We start from the raw sequence: 17,631 nt of genomic DNA on the forward strand, positions 1-17,631 counted from the left end.
GTCACTTTCCCGCCAGCTCCTCGGTGGCGGCGGTGTTGGCGCTTCCCGCGATTTGCGAGAAGAGGCCAAAGAGGAGGCTGGGCTTGACCATGGTTCGCAGCACCTCGACCGCTGGCTTGTTCATGCAATTGCGGAAAGCGCGCTCCCCCTCCTCGGTCTCGACCTTGTCGACCAAGAAGCGGGCCATGCCGTTGGCGCGGGCGGTGGGGTCCTTCTCCTCGGAAATCGAGACGAGCCGCAAATTATCTTCCAACGTGCAGGGCTGGGCAAAGAGCTGGGCCTTGAGGTCCGGGCACTTTAGCGCGAGGCGCTCGGTGGTGGCGAATTGGCTGGCGAGTTCTTCAAGGGCGTTGGTAGTCGTTTTACTCATACGCCCCAGAAAGGCGAGGGCCGCCTCCTTAAACCGACAAAGTCCCAAGTCCCCCTGAAATCAGGAGAGCTTGGGACGAACTGAAAACCTCAAGACGGGCAATCAGCGTCTCTATCGCTTCCGTCGCAGAAGAAAGAGAGCTGAGCCCAAGAAGCCGAGCATAGAAGCCGAAGGCTCTGGAATCATTGTAAGAGTTTGCGGACCAGAAACCTGATTAAGATCACCATCAGCCATATAAATCTGAGCAGTCGTGAAATCCGGCAGAAGAGGGGTAGAACTTCCTTCGAACACGTAAGTTCCATCGGACAAGGTAACCGAAGAGTTTTCGGCAATATAGAGTGCATCCTCGGTGGTGGGAGTGCTGAAGGTAATGAGCAGGTCGCCTGGCACAAAAGTGCCCACATTGAAATTCACATAGCCCGCTTGGCTTGTGGTTGGGCCTGTATCTGCCGTGCGAACTCCGTTGGCATCAGGAGCATTTGTGCCATCGTCAGAAATAGTCATCGTCCCCCGTATTTCCTCGGTGAGGTAATTCACTCCAATGCTCGATGGATCGGTAAAAGCACCCTTCACAATCAGGTAAAGGCGCCAACCTCCCACGTCTTCAGTGGGAGTGAAGACCACTTCTTCGGTTAGAGTCATCGTAAGCTCATTTCCAGAGCTACTAAACATAACGGCTGCTGTCGAAGACAGAGACATCACCAATGACAACGAACAGATTAAAAAATTCAGCTTCATAGTAAGTAATGGAAAATTGCACCAAGGTGCTAGCTGCTCAGCTTATCCAACAGAGCGTTTACGCCTAGTTTAAATTTTATCAAAAGGAAGCTTAAATTCTCCCTTGCGGCTTCCAACCATCCGCTCACACAAAGCCCCTTTCCAAAAAAAAGGCCGCCACGGGTATGAACCAACCCCGCGACGGCCTTGCTTGCTATGGCTTCTCAACTAACCAAAAAATCAGGCTGCTGGAACGATGGTCTTGGTCACCGTTCCATCGATTTGGAAGGTGCAGGTCTGAGTGATTTTCCCATTCACCTCAGAGGGCACGGAGGTATCCTCGACAATCGCGGTGCCGGAGTATTCGACTTTTCCTTCCGCATTTCCATTCGGGTAGAGCTTGAAGGTGATGGTGTCGCCCACGTTGGTCACATCGAGAACTCCGGTGGTGCCGATGTCTTGTCCTTCCTGCCAAAAGTGCTCGGTGGTCAGGTTGAAATCCGTTCCATTGGTCCACTTCCGGTTTCCCTTGGGCCCGACTGCGGAACCGCCATCGCCATTGCTGGCCATGCAGGCCGCACTCTCGCTCTGAATGTCCGCTGTCCCGTTGAGGGTCCAACTGGTGAGGCAAGGAATCTCTTCCGTGGTCGCCCCGCTTGTGATTTCGATGATTCCGTCAATTCCTCGGATGATTTCTCCTGTTGGCATGGCTCAGAAAGGCGGGTCAGTCGCTCAGGGAAATAGAATCCTCATACTCCGCCCGCCAAGTGGTCACGAGGTCGCCCGCCCGCTGCTTGCCGTGCTGGGTGGGGCGGAACTCGGCACTGGCGAGGAAAAGGATTCGCACTCCGGGGATGTCCCCCGCCATCGCCGCCTTGAGGATGCGTTGTTCCAGCTCTTCAAGAAGCGCATCCGCCTCAGCATCGGCATCGGTGGCACTATCGAGGTGGAAGTCGACGTTGATCGACAGGGTGCGCTCCATGGTCGCCATCCCCCGCATCATGTGGAGATTGTCGGTCTCGGTCTCGTTGAGATAGACGCTGGCGAAGGGTGTTCGCTCCACGGTGTCGAGCTTGTAGAGAGCCACGTTGCCGGGAGAAAACCCGGCGAGGGATTCCACCAGCTCAAGGACTTTGTTTCGGATCGCAAGTCGTTTGCTCACTTCTTCCCCCCTTGTTCCTCTACCGGCATTTTCTTCTCCGAAGACTCGTCGTCGAGCCTCTTCTTGGCCTGCTCATACTCCTTCCGCAAAACCTCGCATGCCTTCTCTACAATCTCCTTCTTTTTCACCCTGAAGAACACGAAAACGACAATAGCTCCCAATAGAATCTCCAACAGAAAGGATAACCCCGAAATAAGCAGTTCATTCATTCCGTCAGCAGAAAGGTGGTCTGCGTGCCATCGCTCAGGCGGTCCACGATGGTTTTTTCTTTGCCGCCTATGATGACCTTGTCTCCTTCGGTGAACTCGCCCGCATCGGCGGTGGGCACGGTCACTTGAGGCTGCAAGGCATGGTGGCTGGCGCGCCCGGTCAGGTTCTCCTCGGTCACCGCATCCTCGGGGATGCCGACCGTCTCCACTCTCCCGGTGCCATCGTGGCGACACAAAGAGACCGGAGTGGTGAACTCCGGTCCCCAGAAGACGCGCTCGTCTTGGTCAAGCGTGGGCATTACTTGGCGGGTGATTTCTCAACCGGGGTCTTGCCAGCCTTCGCCTTGTCGGCGCGGGCCTTGGCCGCTTTCCCGGCCTCGGGGTCGAGGCTCCAACGGTTGCTGGCGAGGAGTTTCCCTGCTTCCCCACTCTCGCGGGGGCCGAAGGTTTTCTTCTCGCCGGGCTCGTGGTGGCCGCCTTTGCCATCGAGGCAACGGGCAGTGCAATAGATGGTCATGGCGCGGTTATCATCAGACATAGTTATTCGTTTTCTACGGGTTAGGGATTAGGAGTTGTCGACTTCGAGGTCGTCGATGACGGCGAAGCACGCAGGGCGCGGGATGGCCATGTCGGCATCGAGGAAGACGCGGAGGGTCTTGCCCCCGGTGTTGCGCTTGGTGGTGTCGTCGAGGTCGATTTCCATCGCGCCCCAGGTGCCGATGTAGAGCTCGGAGGGCTTGCCATAGAGCACCACGCTAGCGGCATCGCCTGCAGCGGTGTTGGGCAGGAGATTGGTGAGGCGGGCAGAGCCAATCGCAGTGCGGAGACGGGTCACGTCCTCGCGGTCATAATCCGCCACGAAGAGACCCGAACCGGCATCGGTCTTGACCTTAGCGAACTCGCCCGCGGTGTGCTCGGCCATCAGAAGGGCGGTGTCTGGGCTGGCCGCATTGGCGATGCCGAGGGCTTGGCGCAGCTCGATGAGCACGTCACGCGAGTAGGTGCCCAGCGTGCCGACCATGGAAGAAACCGAACCGACTCCGGCAGTGTTCAGAATGCCCTCGGGCTCGGTAGCGGTGCCTGCCCCGTTGTATGCGGTGTTTTCCAAGGCGAGGGCCGCGCCCTTACGAAGAGAGTTGGCAAGGAGCCCTTCGATATTGGGAGTCGACTGCTTGTCGGCCCGGCGGGTGAAGGGGATGCGAGCGGCGAGGGTCTTGAAGTTGAGCGCCACTTGGCCCAACTGATAATTGCCCTCGGTGGGCTCGTCATCTTCCCCGATCCAATAGAACTCGGGATTGAGCAGCTCGACGGGGATTTCCGCATCACCGACGAGACCGGGAATCATGGTGACTCCGAGGCCGAGCAAGACGGACTGCTCGCGCAGAGACTCCACAAAGAGTTCATCGAGCAATTCGGTCTCGACCACGTTGGAAACGGTATCAGACTGACCGCCTCCGGTGAGAGAGACACTCATCAAGTTGCGCTGTCCGCCAAAGACCTTCTGAGCGAGGGACGGATTCTTCGGAGTCCAACCGCGAAGAAGGATGTCCATGGGAATCGCCACCGACCGGCTGTCAGCATCCTTGCCTTTGGCTTCCTTGACGGCTCGGGACATTTCCAGCTCGTAGCCAGCGACCTTCTCCAGATTGCCGTAACGGATGCCATCCATCACATTCTTGAGGCTGTAGCGCTTCTGCTCTTTGCCGGTCGCGCCAATATCGGCTTGCGACAGTTTGGGAGCATTGGAACGGATGTGCTCAAGGGCCTGCTCGTTGAACTGGTCGAGGCTCATGCCCTCGTCGATGGCGCGCTCGGCGATTTCGGTCAGGTCATAGCCCTTGGTGCCCTTGGCGGCATTGCGAATCTTGAGTTGGCGCTCGCGCTCATCACGCTTGGCCTGCTCGCGAACTTCGCTCACGTCGATTTTGGGGGCCTTGGGCTCTTCGGTGGGTGGGTCTGCGGTTTTGGGCATATTGCGGTCTTTGTTGTCGGGTTCAGAAAGGGCGGGTTTTTTGCGCTCCTTGTAACTGCGGCCAGAGCCAACAGAACGGTCGGCAGGGATGGGGCACAGGGTGGCCTCGATGGGCTCCCAATCGGTCACCCGGTAGTAATCGCCGGTGTCGTCGCTCTTCACATGGTCCCAGGCATGGACGCGGTAGCCCACGGAGACGTTTTTCAAGATGCCCTCATCCCAATCGCGCTTTTTCTCCTGCGCAAAATCGCTGCTGCCAAAGCGGATCCGGCAGTAGAGGAACCCGCCCTCGACCCGGGAACTCTCCACGATGCCGAGTTGCTGGCTACGGTCGTGCATCCAGAGGAGCGGAGCATTGCCACTGGCGAGCCAATCGAGGCGGACCTCGCCGGGCTGGTGGCCGAGAATCTCGAACTCGTCGCGCCAGATTTCAACCGGCGCGTCTGAGGCGAGCTTGAACTCGTAAACGTCGGGCTTCCCCTCTTCCTCGGCGCGGACTTTCTCGAAGCTCTCGATAGAGAGAGCCCGGGTCTGGACTTGGGAGGGCTCGGGGTTCTTGCGGGTGCGGTAAGGGGCGGGGTCTTCGGACATGAGGCAGAAAGAGCCTCATTTCATAGCTTCCCAATCCTCATGGATCAGCTCGACCACGGCCCCCGCCTCGATGGCGTCGGCGACAAGGACATCGTCGGCGGCGGTAAACCGCCAACCGTCGATAGAGATAAGAAGCCGCCCGGAACCGTCATTGGCGGTGGCAAGGTCCTCTGGAAGGGGCAAGCCCCGCACCGTCACAGCCGAGGTTCCCTCGCCATGAGGGTAACCGCGCGATTCGTCGATCTGAGCACAGAGGGCCGGGTAGGCCTCAGGCGAAACCGCGAAAAAGCGCAGGCCAGTCGCCGCGAGGCTGGCTTCAAGAGGGGTCAATTCTAGTTCTTCGGGGTTCATGATGCCGGCAGGTTGTATTTTCGGAGAAGGTGTGCGGTGATGGCCTCTCGGTTGACGTTGTAGGGGGCGAGGATGATTTCTTGGACGAATGCAGCATGGTTGTTAGCGCCCACCCCGCTCCCGAATAGGTTGACTTTATTAGGTGACAGAGCGCTCAAGTCTGCGGTTGAGGTTCCTACGCTCACACCGTTCACAAATAGCTCTTGAGACATTGCCGATACTCGGGATTCTACTAAGACCAGACCATTCAATGTCGGGCTAGCCATCAACAAAGAGCCCGAATAGGCAATGCGAGCAACGTCCGTGCTTCCTAGCGCAATAATCCCCGTGCTGTTGTTATCTGTGTTCGTATCTTTTTGAAGGGATACCAAGCGCCCGAAAGCATCTCCGCCCAGCGGTTTATAAACGGCGAAAAGGGAAAACTCGCCAATAGGCTCAGACAAAGCCACGGTCATGTAGTCATCAACACCATCGGTCCGCAACGTAGGACGCCCGATAATTGCGGCGGGATTGGTGCCGCTGGCGTTGAGAGATAGGCCGTCAGGAGACGATCCAAAGTGATCGGCCTCTCTAAAATCAAAATCATGGTCTGGAGCGGCCGCCGGGTTGGCTCCCCACCAGAGGGAGGCATGAGTCACTGCGTGGCCAAGAGTGTGCCCAAGACGGACTGCGTCGAACGGGTCACTCGAAACGGTGTGTGGCTTACTTGAAATCAAAGACCAGCTCACTCCGTCCGTCGACCCGTAGAAATCAGTCGAGGCACCGGCCCGATGAATAACTCTGACGTGGGTCAGCGAATCTGGGCTCATATCATAGAATTCACTGAGATAAACTGACGACCCCCCCACATCCTTTGATTCAATCTTACCCCATACCGTCTCAGGTAAGTTTTCACCATAAACGTAAAGAGACCCCCTGTTTGCGCCCTCATGATTGAGGGTGAGGAGATGGTCGCCTGTAGGCGGTTGATCCTCCCAAGTTGGCAAAAACGAATACTGAATGGTGTAGCTTCCGCCGCCGAAAGCAACCGATCGGTCAAAGAAGTTGCCGACGACGCCAGGCAAATGCCCGTAACCCTGCCCCCCAATCAACGGCAGTGCCTCCGGCTGCGCGGTCGCGGTGCCTTGGGTGGCATTGGAACCCGCGTTGCTCCCGCTCGCCCGGTTAGGAATCGTCGCAACGCCCGCCCGATAAACCGCGAGCCCCCCTCCCGCCGCCTGCATGTCTTCCGCGGAGAGCCAAAGGTAGGGGTTAGCGGCCGCGATGGGGTCCGCAGGCTGGATTGTCAGCGGGACAGTCAGCGGCTGTCGCAAGGATCTCGTCAGATTCATGGCAGGATTCGCGAGAGAGTGACCTCGGCAGCGTCAGTGATTGTAACCGTAATCAGACCCGGTCCCATGTAGAGCCCCTCCCTGACCTCATCGTCCGCCGCGTCAAACCCTTCAAAAGCGAGCCCGTTTTTTGCGACCGTCACCGTTCCCGCTGAGGGCTTGGAATGCACCTCGAACAATCCACCCTCGGGGACATGCACATTTTCCGTGGCGGTCATGACGATAGGCCGCTCTCTTAAAATCGTTGCCATGGCTTCAGAAAGTCACCCTTCCTCCTCTTCCTCATCCTGCACCGTGGCCACCGCCTTCGGGTCCGGCGCGCGGGGCTCGATGCCTTTGTCGCGCATGTAAGATTCTTCCTCGGCGAGCTCGTCGATCACGTCCTCGAACTCGCGGCCATCGGACTCGGCAATGAGCTTGCGGCGGGTGGTGAGGCCAAGAGCGAGGGCGGTTTCATGCGCTTTGAGCTCCTTGAGCGGGTCCACCCATGACCAACCACGGGGCACGAAGAGGAAGGTTTCATTCTCCACCAGCTTGGCGAGCTTGCCCTTGTCGATGGAAAGCGCGTTGTTGAAGGTTTGTAGACTCGCCCAACGCTCGAAATGCGGTTCCATCAGCTCCGCAGAGAGGAAGTTTTGCAGCTCCCGCCAGACATCGCGCTGGCTCAGTTCCCCGGTGCGGCTGCTGGTGTAATTGACGCCCTCGAGGTCGTTGGCCATGCCGTGGTATTGATCGCCGAAGCCGCTGGCCATGCCGCGAAGCATGCGCTTCTCGAACTCCTCGAAATTGGCCGGCGGATAGTCGGTATCGAAGCTCTCCAGCCCGTCGACGTAGGAAGGCAATTGCTCGAACATGCCGAAACCCGCCCGCTGCACGAGGGTCGCATCATCGTTCACATCCTCGGTCTGCTCGTCATCCTCCTCGATGTAATTACCAAGGATGCCGTAGTCGTCCGCCTTCTCTTGGTTGACCTTGTAGAAGCCGACCTTGCCCGCCGCCACGATGCCGCCGATAACAATGGCCTTCTCGAATTGATTGATGAGATGCGCCCGCAAGGCCGCGCTCGCCAGCATGGAAACGCCCCGGGTCTGGCCGGGTAGCTCCGAAACAAACGAGTGCGTGATGAACTCGGCGGGCACACGCTGGTGCTTGTAGAGGCTCCGGTTGGTGAAGATATGTTCCTGCGGGTGGCGCTCCAGAATCCAATAGGCAACGGGCATGTTGTCGCCATCGCACTCGACGCCCATTTTGACCTGGTTCCCATTGGGCAAGGTCTCGTTTTTCATCCAATCCAGCCGGGCGGGGTCGATGAACTCGATGCCGTAGCGGAACTTGTTCTTGGTGGTGCCATCGTGGTGGCGAATGAGCACCTCGCCATCAATGACGAGGCAAGACATCCAGAGCGCCTGCACCTCGCGCAGGCTCAATCGCCCGTCCACGGTGGGGCGATTCTTTTTCTTCCCCGCCGCCCGGTAGAGGGCCTCGAGGTCGGTGTTAAAAACCTTGTCGAGCTTGCCGAAGTTTTTCCCGCCGGAGAGCTTAGCCCGTGCCTGAAACTTGAGGCCATGGGGCCCGACCACGTTGGATTTCACCCGCCGGATGAAGGCACGGGCATAGTCATTATTCCGCGCAAGGTCCCGGCACCGGGCGCGAATGCGGTCCATGTTGGTGTAAATCGCCCCGTCCGCTGTCGAGTCCCGCGCATCCCAGCCGATGCAATCATCCAGCTCGCCGACATCGTAGGAGCGCTTCCGCATGGGCACAGCTTGGCGGTGGGCATGCTTTTTGGCCGCTGGCGGGCCGAAAGTGGAGCGTTTCCGCGCCGGAAGGGCCCCGATGGGCTCGAATCGGGCCGGATTAGGCGGGGTGAGGACGGGGATCTTCTCTTTTCGGGGCCAAAGTCGCATGGGGTCAGAAAGCGACTCTTCACGCTAGCTTAGTTGTTGTCTAAGCTCCTAACTTCATCCTCAAGCTCTAAGATTTTTGCCCTTGCTGATAGCAAGGCAGCAATCAACTCCTCAAAGTCGAATGGCCCAATAACCTTGTCGTGAACGCTTCTTTTACCGTCCTCACGGAGAGATTTTAGAATTGCGTCGATTCTATCGAGCGATTCATCCGCAGGGACTGGCGAGAACAATACTTCAAAATCGTAGGGCAAATCCTTCATAACGAGACCGACCTAATCTTTTTGGACCTTCAAAATCAAATCCTAGTTTTTATCGGTCGCCAGCGGTCGGCACTCTTCCCGGTCTGGCGGATGAGTCGCCGCCGTTCCGCCCGCAGCTCTTCGAGGGTCATGCGGGTGAGCTGCCGCTGGCCCACGGTGGTCTGGATGCTGTAACTCTGCACCGCCCCGCCCGCGATGATGTCACGGATGGCCTGTTCGACGGCGGCAAGGTCTTTCTCGACCTGACTGCGCTTGTCCCCCGCAAGGGTCGGATCGGGAAGAACTTCCAAGCGCCCCCGGCGGATGATGGCCGCCTCGGTGCCATCGGTCACCTTGACCGCAAAATCCTTCACCCCCACCGCAATGGTCGAGGTCTGGGCCGGAGTCAGCGAAACCACGAAGCCCCCCGCCCCATCGTCCACCATCGGGAACTCGTGAGCGGTGTTCTCGTCGGTCAGGTAAAGGGTCGCACTCCAATCGGGCGAAGGGTGGTCGGAGCTGCAAGCGGCGAATCCGGCGCTGGTGCCTTTGGTGAGGGTCATGGGGCAGAAAGACCTACTGGACGGCACACAATGTGACTGTCAAACTCCGCCGCCTATGCCTCGACAACAAAAACCTCCTGGATACGAAAACTGGACATGGGAAGAGATTAGATTGGGACGCAGACTTTCAAAGGCCGAGAAAAGAAATCGTCGGATGATGCGAGCATTTGGGGCCGAAGAACGAAAAGACGGCAGCTTCAAACCCCCAGAATCTTCAGAAGATAAATTTGTCTACTATCTGTTCCTATTTGGCCTATTACTTTTGAGTTTTGTTGTCATTTTGTTCTTCCCTGAAGGGTGCGCTTATTGAGAATTCATTTTCTCACTCGATTTCTCCGCCGAGCCATCTTCACCACCCGGCCTTTGCGCTTGGGTTTTTCCGGATTGGAAGTTGGGGCCCGCTCTTCGTCGGGTGGGGGCTCGCTCTCTTCTTCCTTGGGGCCCGCTCCCTCGCTTTCGTCCTCTTCCTCGGGTTCTGACTCCCGGGCGGCACGGGCGGCGGCATCCTGAGCGGCTTTGAGGCGGCGACTGATTCGGCGAAGATGGGGGTGCATGGCTCGGCAAGCGGCGTAGGCATAGACAAAACAGTCGAGAGGCTCGTTGCGGATTTTGGACTTCTTCTTCTGATAGGAGACCTGCCCCTTTTTATCGATCACTCTCTCCTCAGAAACGAGGCCTTCGAAGTAGCTCTTGGGAAGGTCGCTGACGAAGTGGACGCGGCCGGCCTCCTGCTCATCCATGGAGAGCTTGGCGAAAATTTGCTCCTTGGCGGTGACGGTGTCGACTTGGCCGATTTTGACCTTGGCCTTCTTGTTCTTGTTGAAGCCATTGAAGAGAGGATTGCCCCGGGTGGAGAGGCCTTTGCAGGCGAAGATGCGCTGCACCTGCTTGCCCCTGACAAACTTGTAGACCGAATCGGTGCGCTGTCCGCCGAGGTCGATGAAGGTTCCGCGGATGGCGAGCTGACGGCCGTCCTCGGTCTTGTAACGTCGCTCGGCAATGACCTGATAGAGTCTCGCCCGGGTGTCCATGTCCTCCGGATCACCATCGACGACGACATGCTCGAGCACGAAGGCTTCCTCGTGCCTGCCCCAGCCGATGATGGAGAGCTCGAAGCGGTCGTTCTGAGTATCGACTCCAGCGGTGATCGCGAGGACATTCCGCGGCAAGACCATGTCCTTCCACTCCTCGGCCCGTCCCTGGAGTTCGTCGGGGTCGAGGTCGTTTTGGGTGTATTCGTAGGGCTGGCCGACGATGGTGTTGTAGAAGGTCTGGAGAAGCTCGGGGTCGGTCTTGGCCTCGTTGTATTCGTCGCAGATGGTCCGCCAGGTCAGGAAAGGAGAGTAGGCGGCCCAAATGTAGTAGGAGCGCACCACCGGCGCGGTTTCCTCATAACGGCCCAGCTCGGCATCCCACTCGTAGCGCACGGGCTCAGCCTCGCGGGTCCACTCCCCTTTTTCGCGCGACCAAGAGCGGGATTTCCGCCTCTCGGTCGGCAGCCAATGGGCGGTGCCTCCCATGGGGACATCACGCACCATGCGGGCCTTGTGCTTGTGCTCAATCCAGCCCTCGCACTTCGGGCACTGGAACTCGCCATAATGCTCGCGGTCGGGGTTCTTCTGCAGGTCGGAGAACTCCAGGGCGATGTGCTCGCCACAGCACGGACACGGCACCTGATAGCGGCGCTGGTCGCCCTTGAGGAAATTGCGCTCGGACTTGGAGGCCCCCTTGAGCACCGGCGTTCCCCCGGCGATGAGCTTGGCATCGTGAAAGGTTGTTTGTCGCCGCTTGGCGAGCTTTTCGGGGTCACCCTCCTTGCCCGCACTGCTGGCGCTGCGGTCTTCCTCATCAATGATGACATCGCGGATTGGTCGCGAGGCGAGGGAAGCAGGAGAATTCGACCCCGCGAGCTGGAGCAATCCGCCCGGGAAATGCTTTGAGAGGATGGTGTTTCCGCTCGTGCGGCTCTTGTCGTCGATGAGCGCAGCCAGGGAAGGAGAGTCCCGAATCATGGGCGAAATCCGGTCCTTGGAATAGGATTCCGCCATCTCCAAGGTGGGCTGAATCATCAGGATGGGTCCCGCGCAAATGTGGACCTGCCGCCCGATGAAGTTGTTGAGGTTCTCCGAGTAAGCGACCTGCGAGGACTTCATCACCCGCACCTCGGCCACCTTTGGATCGCCCATGGAGTCGGCGACCTCCCGCATGAACGGGGTGACATCCGGGTCAAACGGCCCCGGCGTCGCCGCACTCTCCGGCGACAAACGCCGATGCTCTCGCGCCCACTCGGAGACGCGAAGCATGCGGGGTGGACGCAAGCGGGCGAAGCGGCGAGAGCGGAGGGTTTCGATGGTCATTCATGGCAGAAAGAGGGGTAACTCCTTTCACATTAATGATCACAAGTCTCCTTACTTGATACCGCATTGTAGAGGCTTGCCGATTACAATGCCTAGTTACGTGATTGCTTCATCAACGGCTTCGCTAATTGCAACCATGTAATGACTAATCACGTTGATATAATCTTTTAAATCCCCAAAGGAGACATCCGCAGCTGCATCATTGTGGTGAATAATATTATTTCGTTTCGAAACAATCGAACACACCAAATCCTTATTACTTTCAAATGCATCTTTTCCAGACAAATCCACCCCCAACAACTGAAACAACTTCAGAGTTCTGTATGGATTTGCCGAGATTTCATCAGCGACATCTTTCTTTGCAACCGGCAGAGAAATAACGTCATAATTTAACTGATTATTCTTTAATTTTGTAGCAAGTCTCCAATGTATGAAATTGTGCGGAATTCGCGCTGAAAGAACACGACCTGAGATTTGCTTACTATACTCTAACGCTACGTCTTGTAGAAACGCCTCCAAGTAGCTACAAATGCTAACCAGGTACGATTTAGTAAAAAAATTAACATTCTCCACAATAAGAACATCAGGCTCATCAGAGATAACCCTTTGCTCAGAAACATCAATCACATTCCTTAGTGACTCAAACAGCTCTTTATACTTCACCAAAGAGCTAGAACTAATTGATTGCATCATCTAAAAGCTCCTTCCAAAGACTTCTTCGTCTCAAAATTGACGTTTTCTTCTGCAAACCACCAGAAAGCGTACGTCTAAAACCATCGCTTCGACACAATCGATCGTAGGCACTTTTAATCCTTTCCTTGTTAGATAACGCCAACTGCTTATCCAACAGCCCTACAGTAACCATAAGCAAATCGTAATGAATCATTCCTTGCCTAGGTCTTTCCCGCGTTGCATCTAAAAACAAATCCTGCCCAAAAACATTTTTGCAGTTTTCCAAAGCAGCGTGAAATTGGGCACGTAGCCGACCAATCTCTTCCTTATCTGCCTCAGATTTACGTTCCATGTACTTATCGAGAAGATCACTCAAAACATCATTAAACCCCTCAAGTTGAAGATCCTCTGAAAACGCGAAAAACCTGAGCACCTGCTCTTCAGGCTCTCGATTATGTTTGACCTTGCCACTACCATCAGCAATGCCAAAATTTTTAATTTCATCTATTTCAGACAACTCGACAAGTAGGTCGTCCAGCGGTCCCGGATAAATGGCATGCCTTACTTCTTGAGCACTGAGTTGGACAGCCCCTTGATTCAGCCTGGCAAAAATTTCTCTAACAAGACTTTTCGGATTTTCCTTGCGAAGGACAATGCATCGAATTGTTGTTGATTCAAGCTCAGCTTGTAAACCACCAAGCTCAGAGAACCTCTTACCTTCCAAATCTCTAAAGGTCGTCATTCCCTCTAAAGCAAATTCATCATTAAAGAACATAGTTATCGTCGTCAACCTTTGCACGCCATCAATAACCAACTGCCTTCTATCACTATCCTCTGCAAAATAGCACGAGGGAAGCGGAATTCGCATTAGACACGATTCAATAAACTTTGAAGCTCTCCCCCAGCCATCCTTATCCCATTTGTATTTCCTTTGAAACTCCGGGTTCAAAATTGTCTTTGGATTATCAGCGGTAATTCTTGACACTAATGTCTCGAAAGGGTAATCAATTGGGTATAAATTTAACGTCGTTCCTCCAGATTCATTGCTCATCATATATTTTTAAATTTTTCTTAATATTTACCTAGATTCACGCTCATACATTTGAAATAGGCGGCTGACATGCAACGCTCCGATTTCTCATGAAACGCTGTTAGCAGTTTTAGAAACAGTGCGATTTTGTCGAGCTTATTCGCTATCTAAATTACCCTCCAAAGCCGCTAAACTTTTCCGAATTACTTGGTCGAGAGCGAGCTGCACTTCCCTCGGCTCTTCGATTCCTGCCAGCTCCCCTGCCATCCGCGCCGGAATCGCCAGCATGTTCGAGCGGATGATACCATCGACCTCGGCATTCATGGCATCGACCTCGGCGGCATCGACCAGCTTCCCTTCTGCGAGGGCGTTTTCACGCTCCAGCTTGCGGCGTTGCTCCCGCTCCTTGAGGGCGCGTTCCTGATCAAGGTCGAGTTTGTCGGGGCTGTCGGACTCGATGCGGCGGCGCTGAACGAGTCCCTGCAGATAGGCGACGTAGGCGCGGAGGTGCTCGAAGCGGTATTTCCCCCGGCCATTGTCGGGGATGTGACCTTCCTTCTTGAGCTGCTGGATGCGGCGGGGATCAAGGCCGGAGAGCTTCACAAAATCAGCCAGCAGAAGCGCCCTGGCGAGCAAATCCACTGGCTGTTTCTTCTCCTCGGGCGCGGGGCCGATTTTGTCGCGCAGGAAGTTAAGCTGCTCGGAGGTGAGCGGCTTTCCCTCACTGACCCGCGAGAGCAGGTTGCGGGCGTTGAGCCTTTCGACTTTTTCGAGCTGGTCTTTTTCGCTCATGGGCGGCAGTGAGGGCATCGACGACGGCTTGCGCACCCTTCTTGTAGACGGTCACGACGAGGAGTTCCTCGCCCTGATAGACGGCCCAGTTGCGGGAGCGGCGATACTTGGTGATGCGGTAGGTGGGTGATTGTTCTGCCATAGCAGGCTCGCTTGAACCTGCTGTCGTCCGTGGGGGTAAAGTTCGCGGTGGTCATTTTTCCTTCAAACTCCCCCGATGGGAATGCGGAGCTTGGGATTGAGGTCGTAGGAAGCTTCGCGCACCCGGCGCTTGTTGTGGCTGGCGCCCTTGTCGATGCGCACGATGTCGGTTCCCCACTTCTTGACCAAGAGGGCGAATTGTTCCTTCTCCCGCTCCAGATTCCGCATGTCGGCACACCCCCCGGGCAGGCCGTGCATGTCGTTGAAATAATGGACCATGTTGAAGCGCAGCAGGCGGCGGTAGCGGTTGAGGACTTGGAGGGTCATGTCGTAATCCTCCTTGAGCGGGATGCGCTCGTCATAGCGCAGAGGGCAATCGATGAAGCCGGTGAAGGGACCACCCACGAAGGCCGCAAGGCTGAAGGGGTTGCTCTCGCGGTAGGCTTGCTTGTCGGCAGCGGCGGGGTTGAGCCCCCACAGGCGCACGCCCATTTCGCTGGCGAGGGCAAAGCCGTGCCCGATGAACTCGAGGGCCTCGGGCCCGGTCATGCGCCTGCGGGCGGTGCCATTCCACTGGCCAAGGTCGCGGAGGTCGTCATCGACCATGAGGAGCTGCTTGGTGGGCGTGTTGTCGAGGATCCAGTTGCGCACGCGGGAGGTGCTGCCTTGGGCGGAATCCGGACAGACCCAGACGGGAAGGTCGCGGGCGCGGTAGGCCTCGGCCTGACTCTCCGCCACGACATAGACGGTGGGCAAATAGCGGTGCGTGATGGCGCGATCGGCGCGCTTCCACGAGGGGCTGGCGATGGTGATGTCCGGGCTCATGCGGTGATGCGATTGAGGTAGGCGGCACCATTGACCACGCGCCCGACTCCGCGGGTGTGGGGCTTGCCATTCTGCCGGCGGTTCATCACGGGCTGAAGCTCGAAGTGAGTCTGTGCCTGGAGCCAGTCGACATCATTGTCGAAGACGAGCACGATGTAATTGTTGGACTCGTTGAGGACCTCCGAGAAGGCAACTTCGGGCTCGGTATCGGCGGGGTCGTCGCCTTCTTCCTCCGCGAAGAATCCGGCCAGCTCCACGTCATCGAGTTCCGCGAGGAGCCCCTTCACTCCCGCCTCATCAAGGTCGGCCAACTGGGCCAGCTGGTTGTCAGCGAGCAGGTCGGCAACCTCATCCTCGGGGCTGGCGTAGTCTTGGAAATCAACGGGCACCTCCGCCCAGCCCTGCAGCTTAGCCACCGCGAGGGCACCATGACCGGCGGTGATGCAGCCGGAGAGATTGGAGACCCGAATCGGCCGGCGCCAGCCCTGGTGCGCGATGATTTTAGCGAACAGCTCCAACTGCTCGCGCGGGTGCTGGTTGGGGTTTTTCGGATGGGGCTTCAGCTCCCCCACCGCGACCAAGCGGGTGTAGCTGCAACGAATCTCGGGTTCACTCATGAGCGCAGAAAGGGAAATTCTGAACCGAAACGAAGTGCCCTAGAAAAATTTCATATCTAGCCCCTTTTTGCGGGCTCGATCGACCTCTTAACCATTTCGCCGGAAAGGACCCGCTTTTTTCCGAGGAAACTCTTGTGATGCCGCGATGCGGTCTTGTCATCCCTGTTCAAAATCCCCCCTATAACCCCCGGAATACCTTCACCAGTCGAAGGAACTCGGCCACGAACATCGGTCCGGCCTTGCGCTCGGTGGTCTCGGGGACTTTGAGCTTCTCCGCTTCCTGAACCATGGTGAACGAGAAGACGCGCTCGGGCTTGCCGGGCTTGCGCATGAAAACCTTGGCATCAGAGCCGAAGCGGAAGGCTTTCACGAGGGTCTTGCCTCGGAACGACACGCGCACCGCTCCCCCACCATTGCGCACCTTGCGGATGGTCGCCTTGCGAGTGTTCTCCACGCCAAGGCCCATCTCGCTCAAGTCGATGTGAGCGGAGAGATTGCCCTTGCTGGCCTTGCGAACGGTGATGCGCTTGTTGAGCGAAGACACTCCGCCTTTGCGGGGCTTGATTTCCTCTTGGATTTCCCGGCGGGCGGCGGTGCGCAGGGTGGTCGCTGTCTTGTTCAAGGAGCGGGCGGCAGTGGTCTCAATGCGCTGGGGAGAGAGGTCCAGCTCTCGCTTTAGACGGTCGAAGTCAGCTTTGACGGAGATCATGAGGTAGAAAGCCAACCCTTCTCATCTTGCTGGATTTCTCATATCAGGAGTTCTTCTGCCTTCACCTCTGCCTTTTTATTATCACTCACGACACTCGAAAACTCGCCACCTCCTTTTAGAGACGGTAAGTAATTGAACGGTGTTTTCTTGACGTGTTTTTTTGGGCTCTTACAATCGGTCCCTAATGTTCGCCTAAAAATGGTTACACATCACAACGCAGATATCAAGGTGGGATTTGAGTCTCATTCGGATGCAGAGACAGCAGAAATTACTATACGAGACTTTGGTGCAGCGGGAGAGCTACGGTTTGGAAACAATAGATTGGATGTCGTTGCAAATCTGTGCCCCGTCGACATGCGTAGGCTTTTCGATATTTTGCGATTCACTGAGTCGCAGCGGATCGAGCCAGACGAGGAAATCATAAAGGCTTTGTCTCTTCTAGAAGACAGATTTTCTTACCATACTGAGGACGATCCATCTCGTCTCTGTTTAGAAATCGAGATAATCATGCCTATTTCTTCTTCTGGCTCTGTCCGTTTGGAGCCGAACTTTCCTGATGAGGACGAGGCTGATATCGAAGAGTAGCGACCAAGACCTTCCATCCAACTCCGACCGCGCTAGTGGGGCAGATTTCTCATCTGCAGAGTGATTCCTCTAGGTTCCCCGCCTTCTTCACCCTCAGCCTCAAAGCCTCCACGCTCATGGTTGAGCCGGTCATGGCGAGGGCTTCTTCGAGGGTGACGAGCTTGCCCCGGAAGCGGTAGCGCTTGGCGGTCTTTTGGCTCGGGAGCTTCCGGTCTCTCTGCTGGGCGGGGCGGACGAACTCAATCTTGGCCTCGCGCAGGAGCTTCTTGAACTGAGCCAAGGGCAGGTGGGCCCGGTGGGTGAAATGCCGGTGGCAGAAGTCGGGAGAAAAGTTCATCCCCGCGAAAAAGCTCCAGATGCCCTCGTCAGCGAGTTCCCAGAAACGGGCCTCGGCCTCGAGGCGGTTGGCCTGCTGCAGGGCTTTCTCGAAGTTCCGGCTCGTGGTCATGGCTGATGACTTTGTTCCGTCAAAATTCTTCCATTGAGCGCGA

Annotated in this window: 25 protein-coding genes; 2 read left to right on the plus strand and 23 right to left on the minus strand. The window is 56.7% G+C overall.

Annotated elements, in window-relative coordinates; genetic code table 11:
• Position 1: 1 nt before the first annotated feature.
• The 14 genes from JIN78_RS13135 to JIN78_RS13200 all read right to left on the minus strand — a co-directional run bounded on the left by JIN78_RS13135 (position 2) and on the right by JIN78_RS13200 (position 9,412).
• Entirely contained in the window at positions 2-370 is a 369-nt protein-coding gene (locus JIN78_RS13135; protein ID WP_200392440.1) for a hypothetical protein, read from the minus strand.
• Between the two features lie 111 nt (positions 371-481).
• The gene (locus JIN78_RS13140) at positions 482-1,012 is read right to left on the minus strand and encodes a hypothetical protein (protein WP_200392441.1); all 531 of its coding nucleotides are present in this window, start codon (positions 1,010-1,012) and stop codon (positions 482-484) included.
• Between the two features lie 315 nt (positions 1,013-1,327).
• Positions 1,328-1,795 carry a hypothetical protein gene (locus JIN78_RS13145; RefSeq protein WP_200392442.1) on the minus strand — a complete coding sequence of 156 codons (468 nt, stop codon included), beginning with the start codon at positions 1,793-1,795 and terminating at the stop codon, positions 1,328-1,330.
• Positions 1,796-1,811: 16 nt separating this feature from the next.
• Complete coding sequence (locus JIN78_RS13150; RefSeq protein ID WP_200392443.1) at positions 1,812-2,249, minus strand: hypothetical protein; 438 nt, start codon at positions 2,247-2,249, stop codon at positions 1,812-1,814.
• The gene (locus JIN78_RS13155) at positions 2,246-2,458 is read right to left on the minus strand and encodes a hypothetical protein (RefSeq protein ID WP_200392444.1); all 213 of its coding nucleotides are present in this window, start codon (positions 2,456-2,458) and stop codon (positions 2,246-2,248) included. Before JIN78_RS13155 ends, JIN78_RS13150 begins: the two co-directional genes overlap by 4 nt.
• Positions 2,455-2,757: a head-tail joining protein gene (locus tag JIN78_RS13160; protein WP_200392445.1), complete on the minus strand. Its 303-nt coding sequence runs from the start codon at positions 2,755-2,757 to the stop codon at positions 2,455-2,457. The genes JIN78_RS13155 and JIN78_RS13160 overlap by 4 nt, the downstream gene beginning before the upstream one ends.
• Positions 2,757-2,996, minus strand: coding sequence for a hypothetical protein (locus JIN78_RS13165; protein WP_200392446.1), 240 nt, complete (start codon positions 2,994-2,996; stop codon positions 2,757-2,759). The genes JIN78_RS13160 and JIN78_RS13165 overlap by 1 nt, the downstream gene beginning before the upstream one ends.
• A gap of 27 nt (positions 2,997-3,023) precedes the next feature.
• Positions 3,024-5,021 (minus strand): phage major capsid protein, encoded by a 1,998-nt coding sequence (locus JIN78_RS13170; RefSeq protein WP_200392447.1) that lies wholly within the window; start codon positions 5,019-5,021, stop codon positions 3,024-3,026.
• Positions 5,022-5,036: 15 nt separating this feature from the next.
• The gene (locus tag JIN78_RS13175; RefSeq protein ID WP_200392448.1) at positions 5,037-5,372 is read right to left on the minus strand and encodes a hypothetical protein; all 336 of its coding nucleotides are present in this window, start codon (positions 5,370-5,372) and stop codon (positions 5,037-5,039) included.
• A complete protein-coding gene (locus tag JIN78_RS13180) occupies positions 5,369-6,703 on the minus strand; it encodes a hypothetical protein (RefSeq protein ID WP_200392449.1) in 1,335 nt (444 codons plus the stop codon). The genes JIN78_RS13175 and JIN78_RS13180 overlap by 4 nt, the downstream gene beginning before the upstream one ends.
• Entirely contained in the window at positions 6,700-6,954 is a 255-nt protein-coding gene (locus tag JIN78_RS13185) for a hypothetical protein (protein ID WP_200392450.1), read from the minus strand. Before JIN78_RS13185 ends, JIN78_RS13180 begins: the two co-directional genes overlap by 4 nt.
• 12 nt (positions 6,955-6,966) lie before the next feature.
• Positions 6,967-8,610 carry a phage portal protein gene (locus tag JIN78_RS13190; RefSeq protein ID WP_200392451.1) on the minus strand — a complete coding sequence of 548 codons (1,644 nt, stop codon included), beginning with the start codon at positions 8,608-8,610 and terminating at the stop codon, positions 6,967-6,969.
• Between the two features lie 29 nt (positions 8,611-8,639).
• Positions 8,640-8,870, minus strand: coding sequence for a hypothetical protein (locus JIN78_RS13195; RefSeq protein ID WP_200392452.1), 231 nt, complete (start codon positions 8,868-8,870; stop codon positions 8,640-8,642).
• A gap of 35 nt (positions 8,871-8,905) precedes the next feature.
• Entirely contained in the window at positions 8,906-9,412 is a 507-nt protein-coding gene (locus tag JIN78_RS13200; RefSeq protein WP_200392453.1) for a hypothetical protein, read from the minus strand.
• A 55-nt stretch (positions 9,413-9,467) separates the two neighbouring features.
• On the opposite strand from JIN78_RS13200, the gene JIN78_RS13205 reads away from it, so the two are divergent.
• A complete protein-coding gene (locus JIN78_RS13205; protein ID WP_200392454.1) occupies positions 9,468-9,722 on the plus strand; it encodes a hypothetical protein in 255 nt (84 codons plus the stop codon).
• 4 nt (positions 9,723-9,726) lie between these two features.
• Here the strand turns inward: JIN78_RS13205 and JIN78_RS13210 are convergent, their stop codons facing one another.
• The 8 genes from JIN78_RS13210 to JIN78_RS13245 all read right to left on the minus strand — a co-directional run bounded on the left by JIN78_RS13210 (position 9,727) and on the right by JIN78_RS13245 (position 16,555).
• Positions 9,727-11,769 (minus strand): phage terminase large subunit family protein, encoded by a 2,043-nt coding sequence (locus JIN78_RS13210; RefSeq protein WP_200392455.1) that lies wholly within the window; start codon positions 11,767-11,769, stop codon positions 9,727-9,729.
• Between the two features lie 96 nt (positions 11,770-11,865).
• Complete coding sequence (locus JIN78_RS13215) at positions 11,866-12,462, minus strand: HEPN domain-containing protein (RefSeq protein ID WP_200392456.1); 597 nt, start codon at positions 12,460-12,462, stop codon at positions 11,866-11,868.
• Positions 12,446-13,492: a DUF262 domain-containing protein gene (locus JIN78_RS13220; protein WP_200392457.1), complete on the minus strand. Its 1,047-nt coding sequence runs from the start codon at positions 13,490-13,492 to the stop codon at positions 12,446-12,448. Before JIN78_RS13220 ends, JIN78_RS13215 begins: the two co-directional genes overlap by 17 nt.
• Before the next feature lie 135 nt (positions 13,493-13,627).
• A complete protein-coding gene (locus tag JIN78_RS13225) occupies positions 13,628-14,263 on the minus strand; it encodes a hypothetical protein (protein ID WP_200392458.1) in 636 nt (211 codons plus the stop codon).
• Complete coding sequence (locus JIN78_RS13230) at positions 14,193-14,405, minus strand: hypothetical protein (protein ID WP_200392459.1); 213 nt, start codon at positions 14,403-14,405, stop codon at positions 14,193-14,195. The genes JIN78_RS13225 and JIN78_RS13230 overlap by 71 nt, the downstream gene beginning before the upstream one ends.
• A 62-nt stretch (positions 14,406-14,467) precedes the next feature.
• Positions 14,468-15,229, minus strand: coding sequence for a GREB1-related protein (locus JIN78_RS13235; RefSeq protein ID WP_200392460.1), 762 nt, complete (start codon positions 15,227-15,229; stop codon positions 14,468-14,470).
• A complete protein-coding gene (locus JIN78_RS13240) occupies positions 15,226-15,846 on the minus strand; it encodes a ParB/Srx family N-terminal domain-containing protein (RefSeq protein ID WP_200392461.1) in 621 nt (206 codons plus the stop codon). The genes JIN78_RS13235 and JIN78_RS13240 overlap by 4 nt, the downstream gene beginning before the upstream one ends.
• Before the next feature lie 178 nt (positions 15,847-16,024).
• Positions 16,025-16,555 (minus strand): hypothetical protein, encoded by a 531-nt coding sequence (locus JIN78_RS13245; RefSeq protein WP_200392462.1) that lies wholly within the window; start codon positions 16,553-16,555, stop codon positions 16,025-16,027.
• Between the two features lie 198 nt (positions 16,556-16,753).
• Here JIN78_RS13245 and JIN78_RS13250 point away from each other — a divergent pair, with 198 nt between their 5' ends.
• Positions 16,754-17,140, plus strand: a complete 387-nt coding sequence (locus JIN78_RS13250) for a hypothetical protein (protein WP_200392463.1) — start codon at positions 16,754-16,756, stop codon at positions 17,138-17,140.
• Positions 17,141-17,189: 49 nt separating this feature from the next.
• Here the strand turns inward: JIN78_RS13250 and JIN78_RS13255 are convergent, their stop codons facing one another.
• Positions 17,190-17,588: a hypothetical protein gene (locus tag JIN78_RS13255; RefSeq protein ID WP_200392464.1), complete on the minus strand. Its 399-nt coding sequence runs from the start codon at positions 17,586-17,588 to the stop codon at positions 17,190-17,192.
• Positions 17,589-17,631 lie beyond the last annotated feature (43 nt).

It is taken from the genome of Roseibacillus ishigakijimensis (assembly GCF_016595415.1).
Lineage (GTDB): Bacteria > Verrucomicrobiota > Verrucomicrobiia > Verrucomicrobiales > Akkermansiaceae > Roseibacillus > Roseibacillus ishigakijimensis.

Excerpts from the sequence above, each read along its gene's own strand:
- JIN78_RS13135 (WP_200392440.1), bottom strand. The coding sequence starts at position 370 with ATGAGTAAAACGACTACCAACGCCCTTGAAGAACTCGCCAGCCAATTC.
- JIN78_RS13140 (WP_200392441.1), bottom strand. The coding sequence starts at position 1,012 with ATGACTCTAACCGAAGAAGTGGTCTTCACTCCCACTGAAGACGTGGGA.
- JIN78_RS13145 (WP_200392442.1), bottom strand. The coding sequence starts at position 1,795 with ATGCCAACAGGAGAAATCATCCGAGGAATTGACGGAATCATCGAAATC.
- JIN78_RS13155 (WP_200392444.1), bottom strand. The coding sequence starts at position 2,458 with ATGAATGAACTGCTTATTTCGGGGTTATCCTTTCTGTTGGAGATTCTA.
- JIN78_RS13160 (WP_200392445.1), bottom strand. The coding sequence starts at position 2,757 with ATGCCCACGCTTGACCAAGACGAGCGCGTCTTCTGGGGACCGGAGTTC.
- JIN78_RS13165 (WP_200392446.1), bottom strand. The coding sequence starts at position 2,996 with ATGTCTGATGATAACCGCGCCATGACCATCTATTGCACTGCCCGTTGC.
- JIN78_RS13170 (WP_200392447.1), bottom strand. The coding sequence starts at position 5,021 with ATGTCCGAAGACCCCGCCCCTTACCGCACCCGCAAGAACCCCGAGCCC.
- JIN78_RS13175 (WP_200392448.1), bottom strand. The coding sequence starts at position 5,372 with ATGAACCCCGAAGAACTAGAATTGACCCCTCTTGAAGCCAGCCTCGCG.
- JIN78_RS13180 (WP_200392449.1), bottom strand. The coding sequence starts at position 6,703 with ATGAATCTGACGAGATCCTTGCGACAGCCGCTGACTGTCCCGCTGACA.
- JIN78_RS13185 (WP_200392450.1), bottom strand. The coding sequence starts at position 6,954 with ATGGCAACGATTTTAAGAGAGCGGCCTATCGTCATGACCGCCACGGAA.
- JIN78_RS13190 (WP_200392451.1), bottom strand. The coding sequence starts at position 8,610 with ATGCGACTTTGGCCCCGAAAAGAGAAGATCCCCGTCCTCACCCCGCCT.
- JIN78_RS13195 (WP_200392452.1), bottom strand. The coding sequence starts at position 8,870 with ATGAAGGATTTGCCCTACGATTTTGAAGTATTGTTCTCGCCAGTCCCT.
- JIN78_RS13200 (WP_200392453.1), bottom strand. The coding sequence starts at position 9,412 with ATGACCCTCACCAAAGGCACCAGCGCCGGATTCGCCGCTTGCAGCTCC.
- JIN78_RS13205 (WP_200392454.1), top strand. The coding sequence starts at position 9,468 with ATGCCTCGACAACAAAAACCTCCTGGATACGAAAACTGGACATGGGAA.
- JIN78_RS13210 (WP_200392455.1), bottom strand. The coding sequence starts at position 11,769 with ATGACCATCGAAACCCTCCGCTCTCGCCGCTTCGCCCGCTTGCGTCCA.
- JIN78_RS13215 (WP_200392456.1), bottom strand. The coding sequence starts at position 12,462 with ATGATGCAATCAATTAGTTCTAGCTCTTTGGTGAAGTATAAAGAGCTG.
- JIN78_RS13220 (WP_200392457.1), bottom strand. The coding sequence starts at position 13,492 with ATGAGCAATGAATCTGGAGGAACGACGTTAAATTTATACCCAATTGAT.
- JIN78_RS13225 (WP_200392458.1), bottom strand. The coding sequence starts at position 14,263 with ATGAGCGAAAAAGACCAGCTCGAAAAAGTCGAAAGGCTCAACGCCCGC.
- JIN78_RS13230 (WP_200392459.1), bottom strand. The coding sequence starts at position 14,405 with ATGGCAGAACAATCACCCACCTACCGCATCACCAAGTATCGCCGCTCC.
- JIN78_RS13235 (WP_200392460.1), bottom strand. The coding sequence starts at position 15,229 with ATGAGCCCGGACATCACCATCGCCAGCCCCTCGTGGAAGCGCGCCGAT.
- JIN78_RS13240 (WP_200392461.1), bottom strand. The coding sequence starts at position 15,846 with ATGAGTGAACCCGAGATTCGTTGCAGCTACACCCGCTTGGTCGCGGTG.
- JIN78_RS13245 (WP_200392462.1), bottom strand. The coding sequence starts at position 16,555 with ATGATCTCCGTCAAAGCTGACTTCGACCGTCTAAAGCGAGAGCTGGAC.
- JIN78_RS13250 (WP_200392463.1), top strand. The coding sequence starts at position 16,754 with ATGGTTACACATCACAACGCAGATATCAAGGTGGGATTTGAGTCTCAT.
- JIN78_RS13255 (WP_200392464.1), bottom strand. The coding sequence starts at position 17,588 with ATGACCACGAGCCGGAACTTCGAGAAAGCCCTGCAGCAGGCCAACCGC.